This is a genomic window from Streptomyces sp. Ac-502, assembly GCF_045222935.1.
In the GTDB taxonomy this organism is placed as follows: domain Bacteria; phylum Actinomycetota; class Actinomycetes; order Streptomycetales; family Streptomycetaceae; genus Streptomyces; species Streptomyces monomycini.
In genome coordinates this window covers 4075419-4100320 of sequence record NZ_JBHFFO010000001.1, presented here as the reverse complement: position 1 = coordinate 4100320, position 24902 = coordinate 4075419, and the positions used below count along the sequence as shown (strand labels likewise).

Sequence of the window (24902 nt, the reverse complement as noted above, 5' to 3'; positions counted from 1 at the left end):
CCGCGATGAAGAGCAGCGCGCCAACCGCAACATGAAGCAGCGGCGCGCCGCTATGGCCAGGATGGCGACACGGACGGGCCGTAAACCGACCGCGACTCAGCGGTACAGCGCAGGCCGCTCGCCCAGCTCGACCTCGACGCGTTCGCCGGTGGCCTGGGCGCGTACGCCCGCCGCGCACACCGCGGCCGCCGCGTAACCGTCCCAGCAGCTCGGGCCCTCGACCTCGCCGCGCCGCGTGGCGTTCACCCAGCGCTGCACCTGCCGGTCGTACGCCTCCTCGAAACGTTCCACGAAGCCCGGAGTGATCGAGCCGCCCCATTTGCCGGCCGCGTTGACGAACACACCGTGGTCGTCGCCGATCCGCGCGGTGCCGCCTTCGCAGACCGCCTCGCAGCTGACCTGGTAACCGAAGCCGCAGTTGACGAACAGCTCGGTGTCGACGAGCTGCCCGGCGGCGGTCTCGAAGAGGATGAGCTGCGGGTCGCTGAGGCCGTCGGGCGCGGTGCCGGGGGCGTCGGGCGCAGGACGCGTACGGCGGTGATCTCCTCGTCCAGCAGCCAGCGCGCCACGTCGATCTCGTGGACGGCCGAGTCGTGGATCATCATGGCGTTGGTGAAGCCGGGCGGCGTGCCGGCGTTGCGGTGCTTGTTGTGGAGCATCAGGGGCCGGCCGTACGCGCCCTGGTCGAGCAGCGACTTCAGTGTGAGGTAGTCGGCGTCGTACCGGCGCATGAAGCCGACCTGCACCCGCCGGTGGCCCAGTCGCTGTTCGGCCTCCAGGACGCGCAGCGCGGAGGCCGGGTCCGGGGTGAGCGGCTTCTCGCACAGTACCGGCAGGTCGCGCGCGAACGCGTCGAGCAGGGCGTCCTCGTGGGACGCGCCCGGCGAGGCGATCAGTACGGCGTCGACGTCCGGGTCCGCCATGGCGGCCGCCGGTTCGGTGTAGGGCGTGCATCCCTCGACGGCGTCGGCGACGCGCTTCACCCGGTCCGCGTCGATGTCGACGACCGCCGCCACCCGCGCTCCGCTGATGATGTCGCTGATACGGCGTACGTGGTCGGCGCCCATGCGGCCGGTGCCGATGACGGCCACGCCGAGCGTTCCGTGCTGCTGGCTCATCTCGTGGTACTCCTCGCTCCGTACGGACGGGACTCAGGCGCCGCAGGAGCGCAGGAAGTGGCGGGTGCGCCGCGCGATGGGCAGGGGCTGGTCGGCGGGGCAGGGGTACATGTCCTGTTCGACGATGGCGAAGAGGTCGACGTCCAGGGCCTGGGCGGCCTCCAGGACGGGCGGCAGCGCCGGGACGCCCAGTGGCGGTTCGCACATCACGCCCTGCCGGACCGCGGGCCCGAAGGGCGTGCCCTTCGCGACGACGTCCGCGAGGATCTCCGGGTCGACCTGCTTGAGGTGGAGGTAGCCGATCCGCTCGCCGTAGGTCTTGATGAGTTTGACGCTGTCGCCGCCGCAGTACGCGTAGTGCCCGGTGTCCAGGCACAGGCCGACCAGGGAGGAGTCGGTCCCGTCGAGGAAGCGTTCGACGTGCTCCTCGGTGTCGATGTGGGTGTCGGCGTGCGGGTGCACGACGATGTCCAGGCCGAACTCCTCCCGTACCCGCCTGCCCAGCCGTTCCATGCCGCTGTTCAGGTGGTGCCACTGCTCGGTGGTCAGTTCGCGCGGCTCCAGTTCCTCCGCGGTCTTGTCGTCGCGCCAGAAGGACGGGATGACCACCAGGTGCCCGGCGTCCATCGCCTGGGTGAGGGTGGCGACTTCGCTGACGTGCGCCCAGGTCTTGTCCCACACGTCCGGGCCGTGGTGCAGCGAAGTGAAGATCGTGCCCGCGGAGACCTTCAGGTCGCGCCGGGCGAGCTCCGCGTGGAGGACGGCGGGGTCGGTGGGCAGGTAGCCGTACGGGCCGAGTTCGATCCATTCGTACCGGGCCTCGGCGACCTCGTCCAGAAAGCGCCGCCACGGGACCTGCTGCTCGTCGTCGGCGAACCAGACGCCCCACGAGTCGGGGGCCGATCCGATGCGCAGTCGGTCCAGAACGCGCGGGACGGCATGGGGAACGGACATGCTGCGGCTCTCCTCTCGCCGGTCGGCGGTGACCGGGAGGCGCGGGGGCTGGGTTGTGGGGCACAGCCTCCATCCCGGCCCGGGGAGTGTCAAGACTTCGTCATGACATAAGGACTTAAGGACTTTGTACGGGTCAGTACCCCGTGATGGCGTCGGCCGCCGCGCTCCGGTCTCGACGTCAGTATGTAAGGACAAAGTGTTGACAGGGTCTCGGGTGCCCGGTTAGACCTGTGCTCAGCGACGAACCGGAGGGGCGCACATGACCGAGCCGCGGCAGACCGCAGAGAACGGCCCGTACGATCTGATCGCCATGGGCCGCACCGGAGTGGACATCTACCCGTTGCAGACGGGCGTTCCGCTTGCCCAGGTCGAGACGTTCGGGAAGTTCCTCGGCGGTTCGGCCACCAACGTGGCGGTCGCCGCCGCCCGGCTGGGGCGGCGTACGGCGGTCATCAGCCGCACCGGCCGGGACCCCTTCGGCGCGTACGTCCACCAGGCGCTCCGCGACTTCGGCGTGGACGACCGCTGGGTGACGTCCGTAGCGGAGTACCCGACGCCCGTCACCTTCTGCGAGATCTTCCCGCCGGACGACTTCCCGCTCTACTTCTACCGCCGCCCCAAGGCGCCCGACCTGGTCATCCACCCCGAAGAGCTGGACCGCGACGCCGTACGGGCCGCCCGCATCTTCTGGATGACCGGCACCGGCCTGTGCGAGGAGCCGAGCCGTACGGCCACCCTCGCCGCACTGGAAGCGCGCGCCAAGGCGGGAATCACCGTCTTCGACCTGGACTGGCGGCCGATGTTCTGGGGCGGTGAAGGCGGCGCGTCCGGCGCCGGCGGCGTCACCGGCACGGCGGCGATGGACCGGGCCCGCCCGTACTACGAAGCCGCGCTCGCCCACGCGACGGTCGCGGTCGGCAACGTCGACGAGGCGGAGGTCGCCACCGGTGTCCGCGAACCGAAGCGCTGCGCGCAGGCGTTGTTGGACATGGGCGTCGAACTGGCCGTCGTCAAACAGGGGCCGAAGGGCGTGCTGGCCGTGCACCGCGACGGCCGTACCGCCGAGGTGCCGCCGACTCCCGTCGAAGTCGTCAACGGCCTGGGCGCCGGTGACTCCTTCGGGGGAGCGCTGTGTCACGGGCTGCTGTCCGGGTGGGAGCTGGAGCCGATGATGCGGTACGCCAACGCCGCCGGCGCGATCGTCGCGTCCCGGCTGGCCTGTTCGTCCGCCATGCCGACGTGCGCCGAGGTCGAGGAGTTCCTCGCGGCTCGCTGAGCGTCCCGGCCGATCGCCGTACGTCCGGCCGGCGAGCGCGCGGGCGGCCGGCTCGCCCCGCCTCCGGTGATGCCGGACCCCGCCCCGGCGGCACCGGACCCCGCCCCGGCGGCACCGGACCCCGACCCGGCGGCACCGAACCCCGACCCGGCGGCACCGAGCCCCGCCCGATAGCGCCGGACTCCGCCCCGGTGGCGCCGCACTCCGCCTCAGTGGCACCCGCCCCACCCCGGTGGCACCGCCCTCCGCTCGGCCGAGCCCCCGACAGGGCACCCCCGCCCGGTGGCCCCCGTACGAACCCGTCCCACCAGAAGGTGAGAACCGCCTTGACCACTCGGATCTCCGACATCGTGACGCTGCGGGCCCGGAACCCGCGGGCCGTCGCCCAGGCCGCCGCGCGCCGCACCCGCCGCCCGCTGATCGGCGACAGCGGCCGGTTGATGATCATCGCGGCCGACCACCCGGCCCGGGGCGCGCTCGCCGTCGGTGACCGCAAGCTGGCCATGGCCAACCGCCTCGACCTCCTGGAGCGCCTGTGCCTGGCGCTCTCCCGCCCCGGCGTGGACGGCGTGCTCGCCACCGCCGACATCCTGGAGGATCTGCTCCTGCTCGGCGCCCTCGAAGACAAGGTCGTGATGGGCTCCATGAATCGCGGCGGCATCACCGGTGCTTCTTTCGAGCTGGACGACCGGTTCACCGGCCACCGTCCGCAGGACATCGCCCGGCTCCGTTTCGACGCCGGAAAACTGCTGCTGCGTATCGACTACGACGACCCCGGCTCGCTGACCACTCTGGAGTCCTCGGCCCGCGCCATAGACGCCATGGCCGAACGGGAGTTGCCCGTCTTCGTCGAACCGTTTCTCTCCCGGCGGGTGAACGGCATTGTCCGCAACGACCTGAGCGCCGAGGCCGTGACGAAGTCCGTCGCCATCGCCTCCGGCCTCGGCGGCACCTCCGCGTACACGTGGCTGAAGCTGCCGGTCACCGACGACCCGGACGACATGGCGCAGGTCTGCGAGGCCTCGACGCTGCCGACGGTGCTGCTCGGCGGCGACATCAAGGACAGCGCCGCGGACCAGGAAGCGGCGTACGAGAAGTGGCGCAAGGCGCTGCGCCTGCCGACCGTGCAGGGGCTGGTGGTGGGCCGTTCGCTGCTCTACCCGGCGGACGGGGACGTGACGGCGGCCGTGGACACCGCCGTCTCCCTGTTCCAACGGTGACCACGCTCCAGCGATGACCGCGCTCCAGCGGCGACCGCGGTAACTGTCAGTGGCGAGGAGGAGACTTGCAGTCATGACGACCGAGCTGCGCAACACCGAGTTCCACATCAGGGCCCGCGACAGGGCCGACGAGCACGGACCGTACGAGCTGGACATCGCCCCGGGCCGGACGGCCGACGAGGACGCGGCCCTGCGGTACGCGTCCCTGCGCGTCCTTTGGCTGCCGCCCGGCGGGAGCCATACGTTCACCGCCGGCGACAGCGAGTGGATCGTGCTGCCGCTGAACGGCGGCTGTACGGTCATGGTCGGCGGCGAAGAGCCCTTCGAACTGGCCGGGCGCAAGGACGTGTTCAGCGGAGTCACCGACTTCGCGTACGTACCGCGTGACGCCGAGGCGCGGATCAGCAGCGCCGCCGGCGGCCGGTTCGCGCTGACCGGTGCCCGCTGCTCGCGCCGCCTGCCCGCGCGGTACGGCCCCGCGAGCGGCGTGCCGGTGGAACTGCGCGGTACGGGCAACTGCTCGCGCCAGGTCAACAACTTCGGCGCGGCCGGTGTCTTCGCGTGCGACAAGCTCATCGCCGTCGAGGTACTCACGCCCGGCGGCAACTGGTCGTCGTACCCGCCCCACAAGCACGACGAGTGCCGGCCGGGGAGGAGAGCGAGCTGGAGGAGATCTACTACTTCGAGATCGCCCCTGCCCACAACTCCGAGGGGCTCGGCTATCAGCGCGTCACCCCTTCCGGCAACGGACGCGGTACGGACGTACTCACCGAGGTCCGCAGCGGCGACGCCGTACTGATCCCCGACGGCTGGCACGGCCCGTCCATCGCCACACCCGGCCACACCATGTACTACCTCAACGTCATGGCCGGCCCGGGGAGGAGCGCGCCTGGCTGATCTGCGACCACCCGGACCACGGCTGGATCCGCGACACCTGGCCCGACCAGCCCGTCGACCCCAGACTGCCGCTGTACGACACACCGGAAGCCGATCCCCGCCCGAACCTGTACGACGCACCGGAAGCCGACGCCCGCCCGAACCTGGACGACACCCCGGAAGCCGACCCCGAGGGAGACCCACGATGACCACTCGACGCCTGACGGTGGCGCAGGCCCTGGTCACCTTTCTGGCCCACCAGTACACGGAGCGGGACGCCCCCGCGGCCCCCGGCGGCCGGACCGGAGCGCCCACCAGACACCGCCTGATCAACGCCTGCTGGGGCATCTTCGGGCACGGCAACGTGGCCGGCGTCGGCCAGGCCCTCCTGGAGGCCGGCCCGGACACCATGCCCTACCTCCAGGGCCGCAACGAGCAGGCCATGGTGCACGCCGCGGTCGGCTACGCCCGCCAGCGCGACCGTCTGTCCGCACACGCCGTCACGACCTCCATCGGCCCCGGCGCCACCAACCTCGTCACCGGCGCGGCCCTCGCCACGGTCAACCGCCTCCCGGTGCTGCTGCTGCCCGGCGACACCTTCGCCACCCGCCCCGCCGACCCCGTGCTCCAGCAGCTCGAAGTCCCTTACGCGGGTGATGTGTCCGTCAACGACGCCCTGCGCCCGGTCTCCCGCTACTTCGACCGCGTGACCCGTCCCGAGGCGCTGATTCCGGCCGCCCTCCAGGCGATGCGGGTGCTCGCCGATCCCGTGGAGACCGGCGCCGTCACGCTCGCGCTGCCGCAGGACGTGCAGGCCGAGGCGTACGACTGGCCCGAGGAGTTCTTCGCCGACCGGGTGTGGCGGGTGCCCCGGCCCGCGCCCGACGCCGCCGCGCTGGCCGAAGCCGTACGGGCGGTACGCGCCGCCGAGCGGCCGCTGATCATCGCGGGCGGCGGCGTCCACCACAGCGAGGCCGAGGACGCCCTGCGCGCCCTCGCCGACACCACCGGCATCCCCGTCGCCTCCACCCAGGCCGGCAAGGGTTCCCTGCGCCACGACCACCCGGCCGACATGGGCGGCATCGGCCACACCGGCACCGCCACGGCCGACGCGCTGGCCGCCCGCGCCGACCTCGTCCTCGGTGTCGGCACCCGCTACACGGACTTCACCACCGCCTCCGCCACCCTCTTCGCCGCCCCCGGCGTCCGCTTCGTCAACCTGAACATCGCCTCCTCGGACGCCCACAAGCTCGCCGCGACCTCGCTGGTCGCCGACGCCCGTGCCGGCCTCGAAGCGCTGACCGAGGCCCTGTCCGGGCACCGCGTCACACCGGAGTACGAGGCGGAGTACGGCGCCGCCAAAGCCCGCTGGGAATCCCTCGTCGACGCCGCTTACGCCGCACCCGACGACTCCGTACGCCCCTCGCAGACTCAGGTGCTCGGCGCGCTGGACGCCACCGTCGGCGACCAGGACGTGGTCATCAACGCGGCCGGTTCGCTCCCCGGTGACCTGCACAAACTGTGGCGGGCCCGCTCCCGCCGCCAGTACCACCTCGAATACGGCTACTCCTGCATGGGCTACGAGATCCCCGCCGCCATCGGGGTGCGGCTGGCGGCGCCCGACCGGCCCGTGTGGGCGCTGGTCGGCGACGGTACGTATCTGATGATGCCCACCGAGATCGTCACCGCGGTCCAGGAAGGCATCAACATCAACATCGTGCTCGTCCAGAACCACGGGTACGCCTCCATCGGCGGCCTGTCCGAGCAGACCGGCGGCGAGCGCTTCGGCACCGCCTACCGCCACCGCGCCGCCGACGGCTCCTACACGGGCGACCCGCTGCCCGTGGACCTCGCCGCCAACGCCGCGTCCCTGGGGATGCACGTCATCCGTGCCGCGACCGTCGGCGACCTGCGCGCCGCGCTCGCCGCGGCCCGCGCCGACGAGCGCCCCACATGTGTCTATGTCGAGACCGCAACGGCCGACACTGTGCCGGGCGCGCCCGCGGCCCAAGCCTGGTGGGATGTCCCTGTGGCCGAGATCGCGACACGTCCGGCGGCGGTCGAGGCCCGTAAGGACTACGACCGGCACGCCACCGCGCGCCGCCGCCATCTCTGAACCACGCCCCCGCGAACCCGAAGCCGCACATGCCGACCCGAGCCGAATATGTACGGAACGAACTGAACCGAACCGACGCGAGCTAAAACGAATCGAATCGGACCGTCACACCCCCACCCGCCGCCCGTCCCCGTCACGGCATCCGCTCACCGCCGTACCCCAGAAAGGCTCCCGCATGAAGACCGTCAACCACTGGATCGGCGGCAAGCCCGCCGAGGGCGTGTCCGGCTCGTTCGGCCCGGTCTACAATCCCGCGACCGGCGCCCAGGAGAAGCAGGTCGCCTTCGCCTCCGTGGACGAGGTGGACACGGCCGTCGCCGCCGCCAAGGAAGCGTTCCGCACCTGGGGCGTCAGCTCGCTGGCCAAGCGCACGTCGGTACTGTTCGCCTACCGAGAGCTGATCGACGCGCACCGCGAGGAGCTGGCCGCGCTGATCACCGCCGAGCACGGCAAGGTGCACAGCGACGCGCTGGGCGAGGTCGCCCGCGGCCTGGAGATCGTCGAGCTGGCCTGCGGCATTCCGCAGCAGCTGAAGGGCGAGCTGTCCACCCAGGTCTCCACCCGCGTGGACGTGGCCGCGATCCGCCAGTCCCTCGGTGTCGTCGCCGGCATCACGCCGTTCAACTTCCCGGCGATGGTACCGATGTGGATGTTCCCGCTCGCCATCGCCTGCGGTAACACCTTCGTCCTCAAGCCCAGCGAGAAGGTGCCCTCCGCGGCCCTCAAGCTGGCCGAGCTGGCGGCCGAGGCGGGCCTGCCGGACGGTGTGCTGAACGTCGTCAACGGCGACAAGGTCGCGGTCGACCGCATCCTGGAGCACCCGGACGTCGCCGCCGTCTCCTTCGTCGGCTCCACCCCCATCGCCCGGTACATCCATGCCACGGGCACGGCCAACGGCAAGCGCGTCCAGGCCCTCGGCGGCGCCAAGAACCACATGCTGGTCCTGCCGGACGCGGACCTGGACCTCGCCGCGGACTCCGCGATCAACGCCGCGTACGGCTCGGCGGGCGAGCGCTGCATGGCGATCTCCGTCGTGGTGGCCGTCGGCGACACCGCCGACCCGCTGATCGAGAAGATCAAGGAGCGGGCCGCCGCGCTGACCATCGGCCCCGGCGACGACCCGGCCTCCGAGATGGGCCCGCTCATCACCAAGGCGCACCGCGACAAGGTCGCCTCCTACGTGGCCGGTGCCGCGGCCCAGGGCGCGGACGTCGTCGTCGACGGTACGGACTTCACCGTCGCCGGCCACGAGAACGGCCACTGGATCGGCGTCTCGCTGCTCGACAACGTCACGCCCGAGATGGACGCGTACCGCGACGAGATCTTCGGCCCCGTGCTCTCCGTCGTCCGGGTGGACACCTACGACGCGGCGATCTCGCTCATGAACTCCTCGCCGTGGGGCAACGGCACCGCCATCTTCACCCGGGACGGCGGCGCGGCCCGCCGCTTCCAGCTGGAGGTCGAGGCCGGCATGGTCGGCGTGAACGTGCCGATCCCGGTGCCGGTCGGCTACCACTCCTTCGGCGGCTGGAAGGACTCCCTCTTCGGCGACCACCACATCTACGGCAACGACGGCGTGCACTTCTACACCCGCGGCAAGGTCGTCACCACCCGCTGGCCCGACCCGTCCGACGGCGGCATCAACCTGGGCTTCCCCAGCAACCACTGACATCGGCGGAGATCCGCGGGCCCGTGTGGGACGGGCCCGCGGGCGCGGCCGGCGTGGGCGGGCCGGGGCGCCGGGGGCCTGAAGGGCCCGTGACGTCCCGTCCTGCACCGCCGTCGCGGAAATCCCTACGTAATACCGGGGAATCGTTCCGGCCGGATGGCGCATGATGCTGCGTATGAATGACGAACAACAGCCCACAGGAGCCGTGGACATGCGGCGTGCCGCGGCAGGTGCTCCATGACGAGGGCCCCGGTGATCCGCCACGCGGTCCGGACGGATTTGGCGGACGTGGTCGCGCTGGCCGCGGAACACGCCGCGTACGAACGGTCCGTGCCGCCCGCCGCCGACCTGGAGGAACGGCTCGCGGACGCGCTCTTCGGGCCGCGGCCGCAGTGGCTGCGCTGCCTGGTCGCCGAACTCTCCGGCGGTGAACTCGCCGGGTACGCCACCTGCTCGACGGCCTTCGACACCTGGCAGGGCCGCGAATATCTGAGCCTGGACTGCCTCTACCTGTGCGCCGAGCACCGCGGACTCGGACTGGGCGCCCTGCTGGTCGAGGCGGTCATCGGCGAGGGCAAGGCGCTGGGCGTCGCGGAGATGCAGTGGAACACGCCCGACTGGAACGCGGGAGCGATCCGCTTCTACGACCGGTTCGGCGCGACCCGCAAGGACAAGAAACGTTTCACGCTGGCGCTGGAGACGGGCGGCAGAAGCTGAGAGCGGGGCGGGGCCGGCCGATTGCCGGCTCTCACCTCTTGGTGCCGGCGGTGGCGGTGGCCAGGTAGGAATCGGCGAGAGCCGCCGTCATCAGCCAGTCGTGGTAGTCCGCCGGGTCGGCGTATCCGTTGACGAAACGGTGCGCCACGGCGGGGTGTTCGGCGGCGGCCACCAGCAGGCGCTGCACATGCTGCGGCAGCGGTTCCAGCATCAGATTCGTGAACTCCGTGACCTGCTGGGCGTGCCGCCAGAACGCGGCGAAGGCCGACCGCATCCACTCCGGGTCGAAGGGCGCCGCACCGCGCTCCAGGATCGTGTCCAGATAGACGGCCGCGCCGCGGGCCGCGGTGTTCGAGCCCTGGCCGGTGATCGGGTCGTTGGTCACGACCGCGTCCGCCATGCCCAGGACGTACGTGTCCGGCGCGACCTCGGCGACCGGATGCCGGACGACGGGGGTCACCGCGCCGTACAGCGTCGCGCCCGCGTCCGTGGGCCTGGCGTCCTTGCACAATTCGTACTCCCCGGGCGTATACGTACGCAGCAGTCCCAGCGCGCGCGACACACAACTGTCCGGTGACGGCTGGTCGTGCCAGCAGTCGAACGGCCCGCCCGGCAGCGCCTCGAACAGCACGATGCCGCACGGCCCGCCCGTGGTGAGCGCGGGCAGCACGAAGACCTCACCGGCTCCGGCCACCGCGTTGATCCGCGTCTGCGGCTCAGGCTCACCGGGCGGCGACGCGACGCCGTGCACGTACACGCAGGCCAGCGTGCGCTGCGGCCGGTCGAAGGGGCAGTACAGCGGGTTGCGGGCGAAGATCCGGGTGAGGTCGCCGCGCCCGGATGCGACGATCGTCAGGTCGTGTTCGGCGGCGAGCGCGGGCAGCATGGCGGGGGTCACGGAGCCGTACCGGACCCGGCCGCCCCTGGCCTCGTACAGCCCGAGCCAGCCGGCGGTCTTGACCCGTTGGTCGACGGAGTGCGGCGGCTCGTCGAACTGCCCGCTGAAGGTCAGCGCGGATTTTCCGGGCGGATCCCACACCGTCACGCGCAGCGAACTCGCGCCGGGTGCGGTCGCGTCCCAGAGATTGAGCCCGACAGCGCGCTCCAACCGCCGCGCCGGGCCGAACATGAGCTGCGTGGACATCACCCGCCCGGCGCGCACCTCCTGCGCCGTACGGTCGGTGACCAGTGTGACGTCGTAGTCCGCGGCCAGGAGAGCCAGGGCGAGATGCAGCCCCGCCTGCCCAGCGCCGACGATGGCGATCCTGCGCATTGCCGCCTCCCCTGGGCCGACTCGGCCCGCCCCACATCGTCTTTTGTAGCGGCGGGGTGGTGCGGTGTACAGAGGGCCACGGGACGCGCACGGGCGCGTTGCGCGTACTACGGACGCGGTACGCGCGGCGGCGGCCGTACTGCCGGAGGAGGTGTACGGGTTCGCCCCGGCGGCTCGGTGGCCCGCGGCAGAACATCCTTAGGATTCACCGTATGACTTTCCGACTCCGCGGACGACGGCTGTACGCGACGGCGGCCGTGCTGGCCGTACTCGCCGGGTCAGGCACGTGGGCGGCCGTGGCCGCGGACGACCCGCCCGCCGTGCACCGGGAGGACCGGACGTTCGCCATGCCCGAGAGCGCCGGAGGTGCTGACGAGGGTGCTGGCGGGGGTGCCGACAAGGGCGCTGACGGTCCGGGGAAGGTCCGTATCGACGCCTCCTTCTTCACCGCGGGCGGTACCGGCCGCCGCCCCGCCGTCCTCCTGGGGCACGGTTTCGGCGGCAGCAAGGAGTCGGTACGCGGGCAGGCCGAGCAGCTCGCGCGGGACGGCTACGCCGTGCTGACCTGGTCGGCGCGCGGTTTCGGCAAGTCGACGGGGAGATCGGGCTCAACGACCCGGGCCGGGAGGTGGCCGACGTCCGGCGGCTGATCGACTGGCTGGCGAAGCGCCCCGAGGTACGGCTCGACGGCGCCGGCGACCCGCGGGTCGGCGTGGCCGGAGGCTCGTACGGGGGAGCGATCGCGCTGCTGGCGGCCGGCTACGACAAGCGTGTCGACGCGATCGCCCCGCAGATCACGTACTGGAACCTGGCCGACGCGCTCTTTCCCAACGGCGTGTTCAAGAAGCTGTGGGCCGGAATGTTCTTCTCGACGGGGTCGGTCGGTGCGGCGGAGGGGATCGAGGCGGCTGAGAGGGCTGGGACGACGGGCGGTTCGGGGGCCGGAAGCGGTGGTGGAGCCGGTGGCGACGCCGGTAGCGGTACGGGCACTGGCTCTGGTACCGGTACGGGCTCTGGTGCCGATAGCGGTACTGGAACCGGCGGCGGTACCGGTGACAAATCGGGCGCCGGTGGTGGAGGAAGTCCGCCACACAGACCGCGCCCCAGGACATCACCGACGGATGCGGCCGGTTCGAGCGCCAGTTGTGCGACATGTACGAGCGGATCGCCGTCGCCGGCAAGCCGGACGCCGCCGCACGCGAACTCCTCGAAGCACGCAGCCCTTCCGCCGTCGCGGACCAGATCAAGGTCCCGACGCTCCTCATGCAGGGCAGAACCGATTCGCTCTTCCCGCTCGGCCAGGCCGACGCGGCGTACAAGGCGCTCCGCAAGAACGGCGCCCCCGTCTCCGTCGACTGGCTCGCCGGCGGACACGACGGCGGCGACCGCGAGACCGGCCGTCTCGCCGGCCGTACGAAGGCGTGGTTCGACCGCTACCTGAAGAACGAGCAGAACGGAAAAGACACCGACACCGGGCCCGCCTTCCGCGTCAGCCGTGGCGGGGCCGTGGACTCCACCAACGGCGCCGCCCGGCTGCGCGGCGCGAGCAGCGACCGCTACCCCGGCCTGGACAACGATCCGCAGCCGGTCCGCCTGACCGGCCGCGAACAGCGCTTCGCCAACCCGGCCGGGGCGAGCCCGCCGTCCATTTCCACCGTGCCCGGCGTCGGCGCCCTCAACAGCCTCTCCAGTGTCGGCGCCGGCCTCTCCTCGACTCCCCGGGCCAGTACGCCCGTTTCGAGTCGCAGCCGCTGCGCGACCCGCTGCGCGTCACCGGCGCGCCGACCGCCCGCGTACGCATCGGCTCCACCAGCGACGACGCGGTGCTCTTCGCCAAGGTGTACGACATCGGGCCGAACGGCAGCAGCCGGCCGGTGCTGCCCGCCGGGCTCGCCGAGCCGTACCGCGTCACCGGCGCCAAGGCCGGCAAGAGCGTCGAACTGCGGATGCCCGCCATCGACCACGAGTTCGCGGCCGGGCACCGGCTGCGCCTGGTGCTCTCCTCGACGGACCTCGCGTACGCCTCGCCCGCCGAGCCCGCCACGTACACCGCCTCCCTCGAAGGCGATGGCGAAGGGGGCGGTGACGGTGGCGGCGTGCTGAACGTGCCGACCGCGCCCGCCGTCACGAGCGCGGCGGCCCCGCTGCCCGCGTGGACCTGGGCGCTGCCCGCCGCGGGCGCGGCCGTCGCCGTACTGCTCCTGCTCGTCGGACGGCGACGGGCCGCGGCCGGCGCGCCCGACCCGGACCTGGCGGACGTGCCGCTGCAGATCACCGGTCTGAGCAAGCGGTACGCCAAGTCCGCCGACCGCTACGCCGTACGGGACCTCTCCTTCCGCGTCGAGAAGGGCCAGGTGCTCGGGCTGCTCGGGCCGAACGGCGCGGGCAAGACCACCACCCTGCGGATGCTCATGGGCCTGATCGGGCCGGACGCGGGTGAGATCCGCGTCTTCGGGCACGCGATCCGGCCCGGCGCGCCGGTGCTGTCGCGGGTCGGCGCGTTCGTGGAGGGCGCCGGTTTCCTGCCGCACCTGTCCGGGCGCGCCAACCTGGACCTGTACTGGCAGGCCACCGGCCGCCCGGCCGAGGACGCGCACATCGACGAGGCGCTGGAGATCGCCGGGCTGGGTGACGCGTTGCAGCGCGCGGTCCGTACGTACTCCCAGGGCATGCGGCAGCGCCTGGCGATCGCGCAGGCCATGCTGGGGCTTCCGGACCTGCTCATCCTGGACGAACCGACCAACGGGCTCGACCCGCCGCAGATCCGCGAGATGCGGGACGTGATGATCCGCTATGCGGCCGGCGGCCGGACCGTGATCGTCTCCAGCCACTTGCTGGCCGAGGTCGAGCAGACCTGCACGCATCTGGTCGTCATGGACCGTGGCCAACTGGTCCAGACAGGACCCGTCGCCGACATCGTCGGCACCGGCGACACCCTGCTCGTCGGCGTGGAGGGCGGCGAACCGCCGTCCGACGTCCTGCTGGAGAAGGTGGCCGCGCTGCCCGGGATCGCGGCGGCCGTCCGGGCCGACGAGGGCCTGCTCGTCACGCTCGACGGCACGACGAGCACCTCGCGCCTGCTGCCCGAACTGCTCCGGCTGGAGATCCCGGTGGCCCGCATCGGCCCCCACCGGCGCCTGGAAGACGCCTTCCTCACCATGATCGGAGGTGACCGGTGACCCCCGTCACCGAGCCCGGCAACGACGGGCAGCCCGCGCATTCCGGTAGAGCCGCGCATTCCGGTGCAGCCGCGCGCCCCGGCGCGTCAGCGCTCGCCGGTGAGCCCGGGAGCACCGGTGAGCCCGCGCGCTCCGGTGGCGCGCCCGCGCTCGCCGGTGGTTCCACGCTCTCCGGCGGGCCCGGGAGCACCGGTGAGCCCGCGCGCTCCGGTGGCGCGCCCGCGCTCGCCGGTGGTTCCACGCTCTCCGGCGGGCCCGCGGGCTCGTCCGTGCCCGGCGTGCCGCACGCCCCCGGTTACCGCCCGCGCCGGACCCTGCCGCTGCGCGTCGAGGCGATGCGGCAGCTCAGACGGCGCCGCACGCTGGTCATCGGCGCGATCCTGGCGGTGCTGCCGTTCGTCCTGGTAGCGGCTTTCGCGATCGGCGGTGATCCGGGCGGCCGCAACAGCCGGATCACCCTGATGGACACCGCGACCGCCTCCGGCGCCAACTTCACCGCGACCGTCCTGTTCGTCTCGGCGGGCTTCCTGCTGGTCGTCCCCGTGGCGCTGTTCTGCGGCGACACGGTCGCCTCCGAGGCGAGCTGGTCGTCGCTGCGCTACCTGCTCGCGGCGCCCGTCCCGCGCACCCGGCTGCTGCTGAGCAAACTCACCGTGGCCCTGCTGTTCAGCGCGGCGGCGATGGTGCTGCTGCCGCTGGTCGCCCTCGGCGTCGGAACCGCCGCGTACGGCTGGGGGCCGCTGCAACTGCCCACCGGAGGCGCGCTGGCCGCCGGCGACGCGCTGCCACGTCTCGCGCTCGCCGTCGCGTACATCTTCATCAGCCAGCTGGTCACGGCGGCCCTCGCCTTCTGGCTCTCCACGGTGACGGACGCGCCGCTGGGCGCGGTCGGCGGCGCGGTCGGCCTGACCATCGTCGGCAATGTGCTGGACCAGGTCACCGCCCTGGAGCAGTGGCGCGACTTCCTGCCGGCGCACTGGCAGTTCGCCTGGGCCGACGCGTTGCAGCCACAGCTCGACGGTACGGGCATGCTTCAGGGGCGTCGGTCTCCGTGGCGTACGCGCTGGTGCTGTTCGCGCTGGCGTTCCGGGGGTTCGGGAAGAAGGACATCGTGTCGTAGCGGAGCGGGGGCTCGGCGGGCCCGTTGCTCCAGCCGGGTGGTGTGTGCGAAGGCCCGCAACCATCCCGGGCGTCCGCGTGTCTCAGTTGGTGAAGACCGGCAATGCGCACATAGGACAGAAGTCGGAAGTCGAGGACATCTCATGCTCCGTCACGCTTCGCGCACCACCGCCACTGGCACTGCCACCAGGTCCGCCGCCAGTCCCGCCATCGCCACCAGATCCGCCGCCGGGGCTGTCATCGCCATGGCGACCGCTGTCGCCCTCACCCTGACCGCCGCGCCCGCCGCCTCCGCCGCTCCGGCTGCCGCTGCCCCGGCCACCGCCGTCCCGGAAGGTTCCGCACAGCAGCAGTCCCGGGCGGACCTGCGCGCCGACCCGAACGGCCGCTACACCGCCGAGGAGATCCGCCGCTTCCTGGTCTCCTTCTACGGGAAGCACGGCCCCAGCGCCTGGAAGCGCGAGCACCAGGTCTCCGCCGAGCTCAAGAAGAAGGCTGCCGAGACGCCCGACTACGACCTGCTGCTGTGCGCTCAGAACACGCCGCGCGACATCTCCGTAGGCAAGGTCACCACCGCCCAGTCCGCCCGCGTCGGCTGGGCGACCATCACCACGTACTGGAGCGGGAACCGCACGGAACACTTCACCGCGTACGTGGATCTCGACGCGACGCGGCCCATCGAATTGCTGGACGTGGCCTGCTCGACGTAAGGCCGCGAGCCGCGAGCCGCGAGCCGCGAGCCGCGTGCCGCGTGCCGCGAGACGCGAAGCGCGGGCTCGGGGGCCGGGGCGCGGGTGAGGTGGCGTGGGGACGAGGAGGAGGGGACACGATGCGGTGGGTCGGACGGGGCCCGTGTGCGGGAAGGGGCGGAAGCTACTCCGCCGGTCCCCGCACAGCGGAAGTCACTCCGCCGGCCCCTGCATGTGGGCGCTGATCCACTGCATCGTGCCTTCGCCCATGCCCTTCACATAGGTGTCGGCGCCGTGCATACCGCCGGCCACCGTCTGCAAGCGCGTCTTGACCGGGCCACGTCCGTAGCGCGCGATGAACTTCTTGACCTTCGGCACGACCGTGGATTCCTTGGAGCCGTCCTGGAAGGCCAGGTAGACGTCGGGTCCGCCCTTGGCGATCAGCCGCTGGGCCAGGACCTCGGGGTCGTTCTCCCGCTGCTCCTTCGCGTGCCCGCGCCACAGCGGTGAGTCCGGCACGATGTCCGGACCGCTCGGTATCGCGGCCTTGAAGGTCTCCGGGTGCTGCAGGACGTTCTTCAGCGCGGCGAATCCGCCGGACGAGGACCCCATGATCGCCCAGCCGTCCCGGCCCTTGAGCGTACGGAAGTTCTGCCGGACGAAGTCGGGCACGTCCTCGTTCAGCCAGGTGCCCATCTTCGGCCGGCCGGGTATGTCGCTGGCGTCGTAATACTGATCGGCATCGGGGTTGAGCACCGGCATGACGACGATGAAGGGCAGGCTCTTGCCCTCCTTGGACCACTGCGCCAGGTTCTCCTCCAGCTTCAGGTCGCCGCCGATCCAGTAATTGACCGGATAGCCCTCGGCGCCGGGCAGCGCCATCAGGACCGGGAATCCCTTGTCGGCGTTCTTCTTCTCGTAGTACTCCGGCGGCGCCCACACCCACACCTTCCCGGTGAACCCGGACTTGGGGCCGTGGTACGTGGCCATGCCGATCGGGGTACCGTCCCCGGCGCCGCCGACCTTGCGCTGCTCCTTGAAACTGATCGGGTCGGTGGGCATCCGGGCGAGCGACGCCCGACCCGGCCGCGTGGCGCCGTGCGAGCCGGACTGCTCGGCGCCACCGAAGCGGACCTGGGTGTCGTCGGTTCCGCTTGAGCCGCAGCCGGCGGTGGCGGCGAGGCCGGCCAGGGTGGTCAGTACGACCACCGGGGCGAGCAGGGGCTTGCGCACGGGAATCCCTCCTTGCTGAGCGGGCCTGAGAAACGTCCGGCTGACGAGCAAGAGGGGGCGGCCGGTGCCGCGGTTTCCCTTTCCGGCGGTCACGTTGCCCGCGCGGATCGGCGTCACGGCCGGGACACGCCCGCGACCTGCGCGGTTTACCCGTCACAGGAGCCGGCTTTACGGTGATTTTCTCGGTGACTCGTCGGGGGATTCCCTCCGTGGACCTGCCCGTGCCTCTCCCCAGTCCTGCCCGTGCCCGCCCCGTGAGCCCGTCCGTGCCCGTTCCGTGAACCTGCCCGTGCCCGCTCTGTGAATCCGCCCGTGAACCCGCTCGCGAATCCATCCGCGAATCCGTCCGCGCGCCCCCACGTGAACCCGTCCGAGTTCCCGTCGCAACCCGCCCGCAAACCGGCGCAGATCATTCCGTTTCGGCGCTTCCGAGTACGTATTCTCGGGGGCATGACCTGGTCGCGAGCGCTGAAGAAGACCGCCCGCTCCGGGCTGACCATCGAGAAGGCCAAGCTCACCCCGCTGATCGCGATCCGCGGCTCGGTCGGTGTCGCCATCGTCATCGGCCTGTGCCTCTATCTCGGCAACCCGGCCCTCGCGGTCTCGTCGGCCTTCGGCGCGTTCGCCGCCGGCATCGCCACCTTCCAGCGCAGCTGGCGGCCACGGCCCGTGCTGGCCCTCGCGGTCGCGGGCGGCCTCTCCGTCTCCACCTTCCTCGGCTACCTGGCCGCCGCGCACATCGTCGGCTTCCTGGTCCTGCTCTCCCTGTGGACCTTCCTGGCCGGCCTGGCCTGGTCGGTCGGACCGGTGTCCGGGCTGGTCGGCACCCAGACCGTCTCGGTCATGCTCGTCACCGTCACGCTGCCGACCTCGATCCTCGGCGCCCTGGAGCACGCGGCCATCATCGCGTTCGGCGGGTTCGTCCAGGCCGCGCTCATCGTGCTCTTTCCCGTACGGCCGTGGGGTGTGCAGCGCGACGCGCTCGCCGACGCGCTGGCCGCCGAAGCGGACTACGCGCGCCGGCTGCGGCACGACCCGGTGGCCCCCTTCGACCCACAGCCCCTGATGAACGCCCGCCTCGCCTCCGCCGTGACCCCGCGTCAGGCCAAACGCCGGCCCGTCCAGCTGCACGGCCCCCGGGCCCTGGCCGAGCAGGTCAGACCGGTCCTGGCGTCGCTCGCCGACCCGGTCGTCGGCGCGCCCGTGGAAGGGCCCGAACGCGACCGGGCGCGCGAACTGCTCGGCGCGGCCGCCACCGTACTGGACGCCGTCGCGACCGCCATCCGGCGCGGCAAGCCCGTACGGCTGCCGCCCGAGGCGATGGCCACCCTCGAAATGCCGCAGGACGGCGACGGGCCGCGGCTGACCGGCGCCGCCCGCCGCTCCGCGCTGCGGCTGATCTCGCTGCTCGCCGACGCCGTGGAGTTCACCGACGAGCCCGTCCAGGCCACCCGGCCCACCACCGAGGCGGAGCGCGGGCACCTGCTGCGCCCGAGCGTGCCGAAGCTGGTACCGCTGGCGCTGCGTGCCGTACGCCGCGAGATCCGCTGGTCCTCGCACATCTTCCGGCACGCGCTGCGCGTCAGCGCGGTGGCCGCCACGGGGTACCTCATCGGCCAGGCGCTGCCCTTCGGACACGGGTACTGGGCGCCGCTGGCCTCGGTGATGGTGATGCGGCCCGACTTCGGGCAGACGTACTCGCGCGGCGTCGCACGGTTCATCGGCACCCTGGTCGGGGTCGCGGTGGGCGGCGCGATCATGGGCCTCACCCATCCGGACCTGTACGTCAGCGCGGCGCTGGCGATCGTGTGCGTCCTGGCGATGTACCTGCTGATGCGTACGGGCGTGTCGGTGACCTCGGCGTGCGTCGCCGCGTACGTCGTCTTCCTGCTCGGCATCGCGGGCGCCGGCTGGGAACAGACCGTCCAGGAACGTGTCGTCCTCACCCTCGTCGGCGGACTGCTGGCCATGCTGTCCTACGCGCTCTTCCCCGCCTGGGAGACCCCGCGGCTGCGCGAACGGCTGGCCCAGTGGCTGGAGGCCAACGGCCGGTACGCCATCGCCGTCTTCGACCGCTACGCGCGGCCCGCCGAACGCCGCCCCCGCCAGGTCCGCGAAGCCCTCCTGGACGCCCGCGCGGCCCGCGCCGACTGGGAGGAGAGCGAGGCGCGCGCCGAGAAGGAGCCGGTGCGCCATCGCGGGCTGTCGCTGAGCGCGGCAGCGGCGGCACAGTCCGCCCTGTCCACGATGGGCCGGGTGACGATGATTTTGGAGGCGCACCTTCCGGACAAGGACGCGGAACCTTCACCGGGTGCCCAGACGTTCACGGAACAGCTGCGCGAGTCCCTGCCGCGCGCGGTCGATGCCGTACGGGAGCGGCGCGACCTGGACTGGAGCGCGCTGCGCGCCGTATGGGAGGAGTGGGCCGCGCAGTCCGAGACCCGCGGCGTCGCGCTGCGCGGCGCCGAACTGCTGCTGGACGCGCTGGACGACCTGGCCGAGGCCCTGTCGCGGGGCCCCGGCGGCAAGAACCGGGCGACGCGGGGAGCCGGGGAGACGGGAGGGATGCGCAGAGTGGGGGACACGGGAAGCACGCGGAGAGTGGGAGACACGGGAGGTGCCAGGAGATCGGGGGATACGGAAGGCACGAGGACGGCGCGGGAGAACGGCGGTCCGGGAACGTCACGGACGTCCGCGTCGAGCTGAATACGTCGGAGCGGAACCTCTCAGCGCTGCTGAGCCACTCGGCGCCGTCGAACGGCTCGGTGCTCGTGAACGACGCGGCGCCCCTGGACGGCTCGTCGCTGCCGAACGGCTCGGCGTACCTGAACGGCTCGGCGCTGTCGAAAGGCTCGGTGCCGCTGAACGGCTCGGTGTCGCCCGGAACCATTTGGCGCCGCCTGTAGTCTTGATAATTGCCCGCAAATGGCGCCATTGGCGAGCTTGACGAGCTCGGTGGACTTCATGCCCGAGCGGTTCAGCGAGCCATCCAGGCCGCCCGGGGCGCGATGTTCGAGGGCCCTGCGCGCGGGGCCCTGTCGTCCAGTCGAGAGAGAGCAAGCGAACCTCCCATGGCGTCCAGCACTTCGTCCGGTACGTACGACATAGGCATCGACCTGGGCACCGCCAACACCCTGGTCTACTCACGCGGCAAGGGCGTCGTCCTGAACGAACCGTCCGTCGTCGCCGTGAACGCGTCCGGCGAGGTGATCGCCGTCGGGTCGGAGGCCAAGCGCACCATCGGCCGCACCCCGTCCGGCATCACCGCGATGCGACCGCTCCAGGAAGGTGTGATCGCGGACTTCGACGCGGCCGAACAGATGCTGCGCGCCCTGATGAAGAAGGCGCTGCCCACCCGCCGCTTCTCCAAGCCGCGGGTCGTCATCTGCGTGCCCTCCGGCATCACCGGCGTCGAGCGGCGGGCCGTCATCGACTCGGCGCGCAGCGCCGGCGCCCGCGAGGTGCACCTGATCGAGGAGCCGATGGCCGCGGCGATCGGCGCCGGTCTGCCGGTGGCCGAGCCGGTCGGCTGCATGGTGGTGGACATCGGCGGCGGCACGACCGAGGTGGCCGTCGTCTCCATGGGCGGCATCGTCACCGCCCAGTCGGTACGGGTCGCGGGCGACGCGCTGGACGCGGCGATCATCACGTACGTGAAGAAGAAGCACTCGCTGGCGATCGGCGAGCGCACCGCCGAAGACATCAAGATCGCGATCGGCTCGGCGGCCTGGACGCCGGTCGACGTGGACGAGGAGGGCGAGCCCGAGCGCCGTACCTCCTACACCGTGCGGGGCCGGGACCACGTCAGCGGGCTGCCGCGGATCCAGGAGATCACCGAGGAGGAGATCCGTTCGGCGCTCGCCGAACCGGTCGAGGCGATCGTTCGGGCCGTGCACCGCACCCTCGACGAGTGCCCGCCCGAGCTCTCCGGGGACATCATCGAGCGCGGTATAGCGCTGACCGGCGGCGGCGCGCTGCTGCGCGGCCTCAGCCAGCGGCTGCGCCAGGAGATGGGCGTACCGGTGGTGGTCGCCGACAACCCGCTGGACTGTGTGGTCAACGGTACGGGCCGGTGCGTCGACGAATTCGCCACGTTGCAGGGGCTGCTGGCCGGAGCCCTGGAGCAGCCGCGCAAGGCCGTACGGCTCTGAGACGGGCGGGGCCGTGCGGAGCCGTATGCGGAGACGGCGGGTCCGCTTCCCGTCCGTCCCCCGCCGGAAGCCGTCGACGTGCGGTAACCCCCGAAACGGGTGAAGATGATTGCGCCGGCTGCGAGGCCGGTCGCGGTGAGTCACTGTTCACCCTGGAGGAACGATCATGCCGAACCGGTTGGCGCTCATGATCGATAAAGTGCCGGTTCCGGAAAGCCGGCTCCCATGCTGAACGCGAAGGCCTTCCAGCCGGCCGAACGGGTGCGGACGGGTTCGGTCCCGCAACGCCGCTGGGCCGTGGCGCACGCCCGGTCGATCGCCGAGGAAGGTGCGTACGCCGTGGCAACCGGCGGAGAGCGAGAGGTTCCGGTCGGCGGTCCCAGGCCGTACATCGCGATCGTCCTCATGGAATCGCCGGGCAAGGGCGGCGGCGGAGCGCCGGGCGAGAGCGGTGGGGGAGCGCCGGACGGGGGTGGCGGCGATCCGCTGTACGAGGAGAGCGTGCTGCTCGTGCACGCGGCGGACGAGGCGGACGCGCGGCGCCGGGCCGAACGGCGAGCCCGCTCCCGGGAGACGAACTACCTCAATGACCGGGGTGAGACCGTGTCCTGGTGCTTCAAGTGTGTGGTGGACGTGAGCGCGGCGCTGGACGAGGACCTGACACAGGACGCCGACCTGTACGCACGGCACTTCCGCGACTACGCGGCCTACGAACGCTTCGAACCGCTGCTGTCGGGCGAGGAACTCTGACCGGACCGGACCGGACGCGGACGCGGGTACGGACGCTCGACGAGCCAGACCGGACGTGGACGCCCGACGACCGGACGCGGACGTTTGACGGACGGCGCCGACGTCTCACGGGTAACGGATCATCGCTGACGGCCGGAGCCCATTCACCTTGGATCCACGGGCGATCCGGCTCAAGTCAACCGTTTCTTCATCCACGTGCTCCGGCCCGCGCTCCGTCCCTGACCACCCCGGCGGAGTGCGCGGATCCGCCTGTGAGGGCGCAGGAGTGACCTGGCGTCAGGGCTTGATCAAAGGCGGTTATGCTACTACCGGCCCAGTGTATGAAGGTAGTTACCGCAGGTACCTCTGTGGCGGCGCCGAACGGGGAGCTGGGGCCCGCTAGACGTCCTGTGATCTGTCGATGTTTTGAGGGTTTTAGGGTGCAGATGGTTCGAGAAGGATCGTCGCCCGAGGGGCCGCGTCCTGCCTCGGTTCTCGCGTGGATACTGCCCGCCGCGGCGACCGCCGTGGCCGCGGCCGTCGCCGCGGTGACGGTCCCCCCGCAGGCGACCACGCCCGTGGTGTGGATCGGCGCGGTCGCCACCGTGGCGGTCGCGCTGGTCACCGCCGAGGTCACCCGCCGCGGCCAGGCGCTCGCCGCGCTCCGCGCGCAGGCCGCGGCGCAGCAGGCCGCGCTGGACCGGCAGGAGGCCGAGACCGTACGGCTGGCCGAGGAGCTGCTGCCCGAGGTCGTGGCCCGGCTCGGCCGGGGCGAGTTCCCCGAGGACGTGCACGCGGCGATCACCGAGGAGGTGACGCGGCAGGGACGGGAGTCGGGACTGACGCCCGAGTTCACCGCGGCGCACCAAGCGGTGCTGCGCTCCGTCCTCGACGCGGTCGTCGCCGAGGAGGATCTGCGCGAGTCCGCGCAGCGCGCCTTCGTGAACATCGCCCGCCGCGTGCAGGCGATCGTCCACCAACAGGCGCAGGAACTCCGGGACATGGAGGACCGGCACGGTCAGTCCCCGGAGGTCTTCGGCGACCTCCTGCGCCTGGACCACGGTACGGCGCTGATCGGCCGTCTCGCCGACTCCATCGCCGTTCTCGGTGGCGCACGTCCGGGCCGCCAGTGGAGCCGTGCCGTCCCGCTGTTCAGCGTGTTGCGCGGCGCGATGTCGCGAATAATCGATTATCAGCGCGTCGAATTGCACTCCGTGTCGGAGGTCGCGGTCGTCGGCACCGCCGTCGAGCCGCTGATCCACGCGCTCGCCGAACTGCTCGACAACGCCACCCGCTACTCCCCGCCGCAGACCCGGGTGCACCTGACCGCCGTGGAGGTGCAGTCCGGTATCGCCGTGGAGATCGAGGACGGCGGCGTCAGCATGAGCGAGGAGGCCCGCGCGCGTGCCGAGCGGATGCTCCAGCAGGCGCAGCAGGGCATCGACGTCAACGACCTGGGGGAGACCCCGCGACTGGGTCTCGCCGTGGTCGGCCGGCTCGCGCAGGCGTACAACTTCCATGTGTCGCTGCGGCCTTCCGCGTACGGCGGTGTCCGCGCGGTGCTGATCGTTCCGCAGGACCTGATCACCACCGCCGCGGCGACCGGCCGGGCGCACGGCATCGGCGCGTCCTCGGGCCCGCGTACGGCCCGTACGGAGCGCCGCGAGGTGAACGCGGCACCGCAGGCCGCCGGTCCCCGGCACGCCGCGGCGACCCCCGCCCCGCAGCCTGCCCCCGCTCCGGCCCCCGCCCGGCACCCGGCTCCGGCCGCGCCGGTCGCACCGTCCGTGCCCGCGCCTGCCGCCGCGGCAGCACCTCCGCAATTCCGGGACGATGTCCGGGAGGAGACCCAGGATGACCTCCCTCTCGTGACCGAGCGGACCGCCAACGGACTCCCGCAGCGACGCCGCAAGTCCCGCGCCACCGCGCCCGTACCCCCAGCGGCGCCCGGCGCCCACGCGGCGCCCGCGCCCGCCTCTCCCGCCGCCGGTACGGAGGAGGCCGCGCCGGTGCAGCCTGGTATGTGGCTCGCCGCGTTCCAGAGCGGACTGTCCGGCGAGAGCGGGTCGGGAGCGTCGGGGCAGTCGCAGTCGCAGTCGCAGTCGCAGTCGGCCCGAGGCCAGCAGGCCCCGGCGCCGGCACCGGCTTCGGCAACCGCCCAGGACCAAACCCAGGCCCAGCCTCACACCCAGCACCAGCCGAACGGCGACCAGTACGGCCGGCAGAGCCACGAGCAGTACGGCCGGCAGGACCACGGCCAGTACGGCCAGCCGGGCGGCGGCCGGCAAGACCACAGCCGGAACGACCACAGCCGGAACGACCACGGCCAGTACGACCACGGCCAGTACGACCACGGCCAGTACGACCACGGCCCGTACGGCCAGGACCAGCACGGCCAGTACAACCGGCCGGGCCAAGACCAGCACGGTCAGCCGGGCCCGTGGGACGGAGCCACCGAGCGTCCCGGGCCGAATGCCGGCTGGACCGGTCACCCGGACCCGGCCGCCGGAACGGGGACTTCAGTCAGTGCCGCAAGTGCAGCCAGTGAGAAGAGTGACGAGTCGTCGGAAAAGAGTGAGTAGC

General features: G+C 72.0%; 14 protein-coding genes and 4 pseudogenes. 14 read left to right on the top strand and 4 right to left on the bottom strand.

From position 1 onward, the window contains the following. Positions 1-96 precede the first annotated feature (96 nt). Together ACEXOX_RS18465 and ACEXOX_RS18460 are read right to left on the bottom strand one after the other, a co-directional pair. Positions 97-1118, bottom strand: a pseudogene (locus ACEXOX_RS18465) (Gfo/Idh/MocA family protein). Positions 1119-1151: 33 nt separating this feature from the next. Further along, positions 1152-2072 (bottom strand): sugar phosphate isomerase/epimerase family protein, encoded by a 921-nt coding sequence (locus ACEXOX_RS18460; protein WP_406521927.1) that lies wholly within the window; start codon positions 2070-2072, stop codon positions 1152-1154. A gap of 259 nt (positions 2073-2331) precedes the next feature. Between ACEXOX_RS18460 and iolC the strand changes: the two genes are divergently transcribed. The 6 genes and pseudogenes from iolC (at position 2332) to ACEXOX_RS18430 (ending at position 9946) form a co-directional block, all read left to right on the top strand. Further along, positions 2332-3348 (top strand): 5-dehydro-2-deoxygluconokinase, encoded by a 1017-nt coding sequence (gene iolC, locus ACEXOX_RS18455; protein ID WP_406521926.1) that lies wholly within the window; start codon positions 2332-2334, stop codon positions 3346-3348. A 326-nt stretch (positions 3349-3674) separates the two neighbouring features. After that, positions 3675-4568, top strand: coding sequence for a deoxyribose-phosphate aldolase (locus ACEXOX_RS18450; RefSeq protein ID WP_406521924.1), 894 nt, complete (start codon positions 3675-3677; stop codon positions 4566-4568). Between the two features lie 73 nt (positions 4569-4641). Further along, a pseudogene (gene iolB, locus ACEXOX_RS18445) lies at positions 4642-5653 on the top strand (5-deoxy-glucuronate isomerase). Then, positions 5650-7560: a 3D-(3,5/4)-trihydroxycyclohexane-1,2-dione acylhydrolase (decyclizing) gene (gene iolD, locus ACEXOX_RS18440; RefSeq protein WP_406521922.1), complete on the top strand. Its 1911-nt coding sequence runs from the start codon at positions 5650-5652 to the stop codon at positions 7558-7560. Before iolB ends, iolD begins: the two are co-directional and overlap by 4 nt. A 175-nt stretch (positions 7561-7735) precedes the next feature. Continuing rightward, a complete protein-coding gene (locus ACEXOX_RS18435) occupies positions 7736-9229 on the top strand; it encodes a CoA-acylating methylmalonate-semialdehyde dehydrogenase (RefSeq protein WP_406521920.1) in 1494 nt (497 codons plus the stop codon). Positions 9230-9466: 237 nt separating this feature from the next. Then, positions 9467-9946: a GNAT family N-acetyltransferase gene (locus ACEXOX_RS18430; protein ID WP_406521918.1), complete on the top strand. Its 480-nt coding sequence runs from the start codon at positions 9467-9469 to the stop codon at positions 9944-9946. A 31-nt stretch (positions 9947-9977) separates the two neighbouring features. On the opposite strand, the gene ACEXOX_RS18425 is transcribed toward ACEXOX_RS18430, so the two are convergent. Next, the gene (locus tag ACEXOX_RS18425; RefSeq protein WP_406521916.1) at positions 9978-11219 is read right to left on the bottom strand and encodes a styrene monooxygenase/indole monooxygenase family protein; all 1242 of its coding nucleotides are present in this window, start codon (positions 11217-11219) and stop codon (positions 9978-9980) included. Between the two features lie 212 nt (positions 11220-11431). On the opposite strand from ACEXOX_RS18425, the pseudogene ACEXOX_RS18420 reads away from it, so the two are divergent. From ACEXOX_RS18420 to ACEXOX_RS18410, 3 genes and pseudogenes are all read left to right on the top strand, one after another. Further along, positions 11432-14398 (top strand): annotated as a pseudogene (locus tag ACEXOX_RS18420) (alpha/beta fold hydrolase). A 335-nt stretch (positions 14399-14733) separates the two neighbouring features. Next, positions 14734-15518: pseudogene (locus tag ACEXOX_RS18415) on the top strand (ABC transporter permease). Positions 15519-15660: 142 nt separating this feature from the next. Beyond that, positions 15661-16227: a hypothetical protein gene (locus tag ACEXOX_RS18410; protein ID WP_406521914.1), complete on the top strand. Its 567-nt coding sequence runs from the start codon at positions 15661-15663 to the stop codon at positions 16225-16227. A gap of 192 nt (positions 16228-16419) precedes the next feature. On the opposite strand, the gene ACEXOX_RS18405 is transcribed toward ACEXOX_RS18410, so the two are convergent. After that, positions 16420-17439 (bottom strand): alpha/beta hydrolase, encoded by a 1020-nt coding sequence (locus tag ACEXOX_RS18405; RefSeq protein ID WP_406521912.1) that lies wholly within the window; start codon positions 17437-17439, stop codon positions 16420-16422. 450 nt (positions 17440-17889) lie between these two features. Between ACEXOX_RS18405 and ACEXOX_RS18400 the strand changes: the two genes are divergently transcribed. The 5 genes from ACEXOX_RS18400 (at position 17890) to ACEXOX_RS18380 (ending at position 24901) form a co-directional block, all read left to right on the top strand. Then, complete coding sequence (locus ACEXOX_RS18400) at positions 17890-20145, top strand: FUSC family protein (RefSeq protein ID WP_406521911.1); 2256 nt, start codon at positions 17890-17892, stop codon at positions 20143-20145. 59 nt (positions 20146-20204) lie between these two features. Beyond that, on the top strand, positions 20205-20345 hold the full coding sequence (locus tag ACEXOX_RS18395) for a hypothetical protein (RefSeq protein ID WP_406521909.1): 141 nt from the start codon (positions 20205-20207) through the stop codon (positions 20343-20345). 165 nt (positions 20346-20510) lie between these two features. Then, positions 20511-21590 carry a rod shape-determining protein gene (locus ACEXOX_RS18390; RefSeq protein WP_406521908.1) on the top strand — a complete coding sequence of 360 codons (1080 nt, stop codon included), beginning with the start codon at positions 20511-20513 and terminating at the stop codon, positions 21588-21590. A gap of 225 nt (positions 21591-21815) precedes the next feature. After that, positions 21816-22340: a DUF4288 domain-containing protein gene (locus ACEXOX_RS18385; RefSeq protein WP_406521906.1), complete on the top strand. Its 525-nt coding sequence runs from the start codon at positions 21816-21818 to the stop codon at positions 22338-22340. A 425-nt stretch (positions 22341-22765) separates the two neighbouring features. Further along, a complete protein-coding gene (locus tag ACEXOX_RS18380; RefSeq protein WP_406521904.1) occupies positions 22766-24901 on the top strand; it encodes a sensor histidine kinase in 2136 nt (711 codons plus the stop codon). Position 24902: the final 1 nt, after the last annotated feature.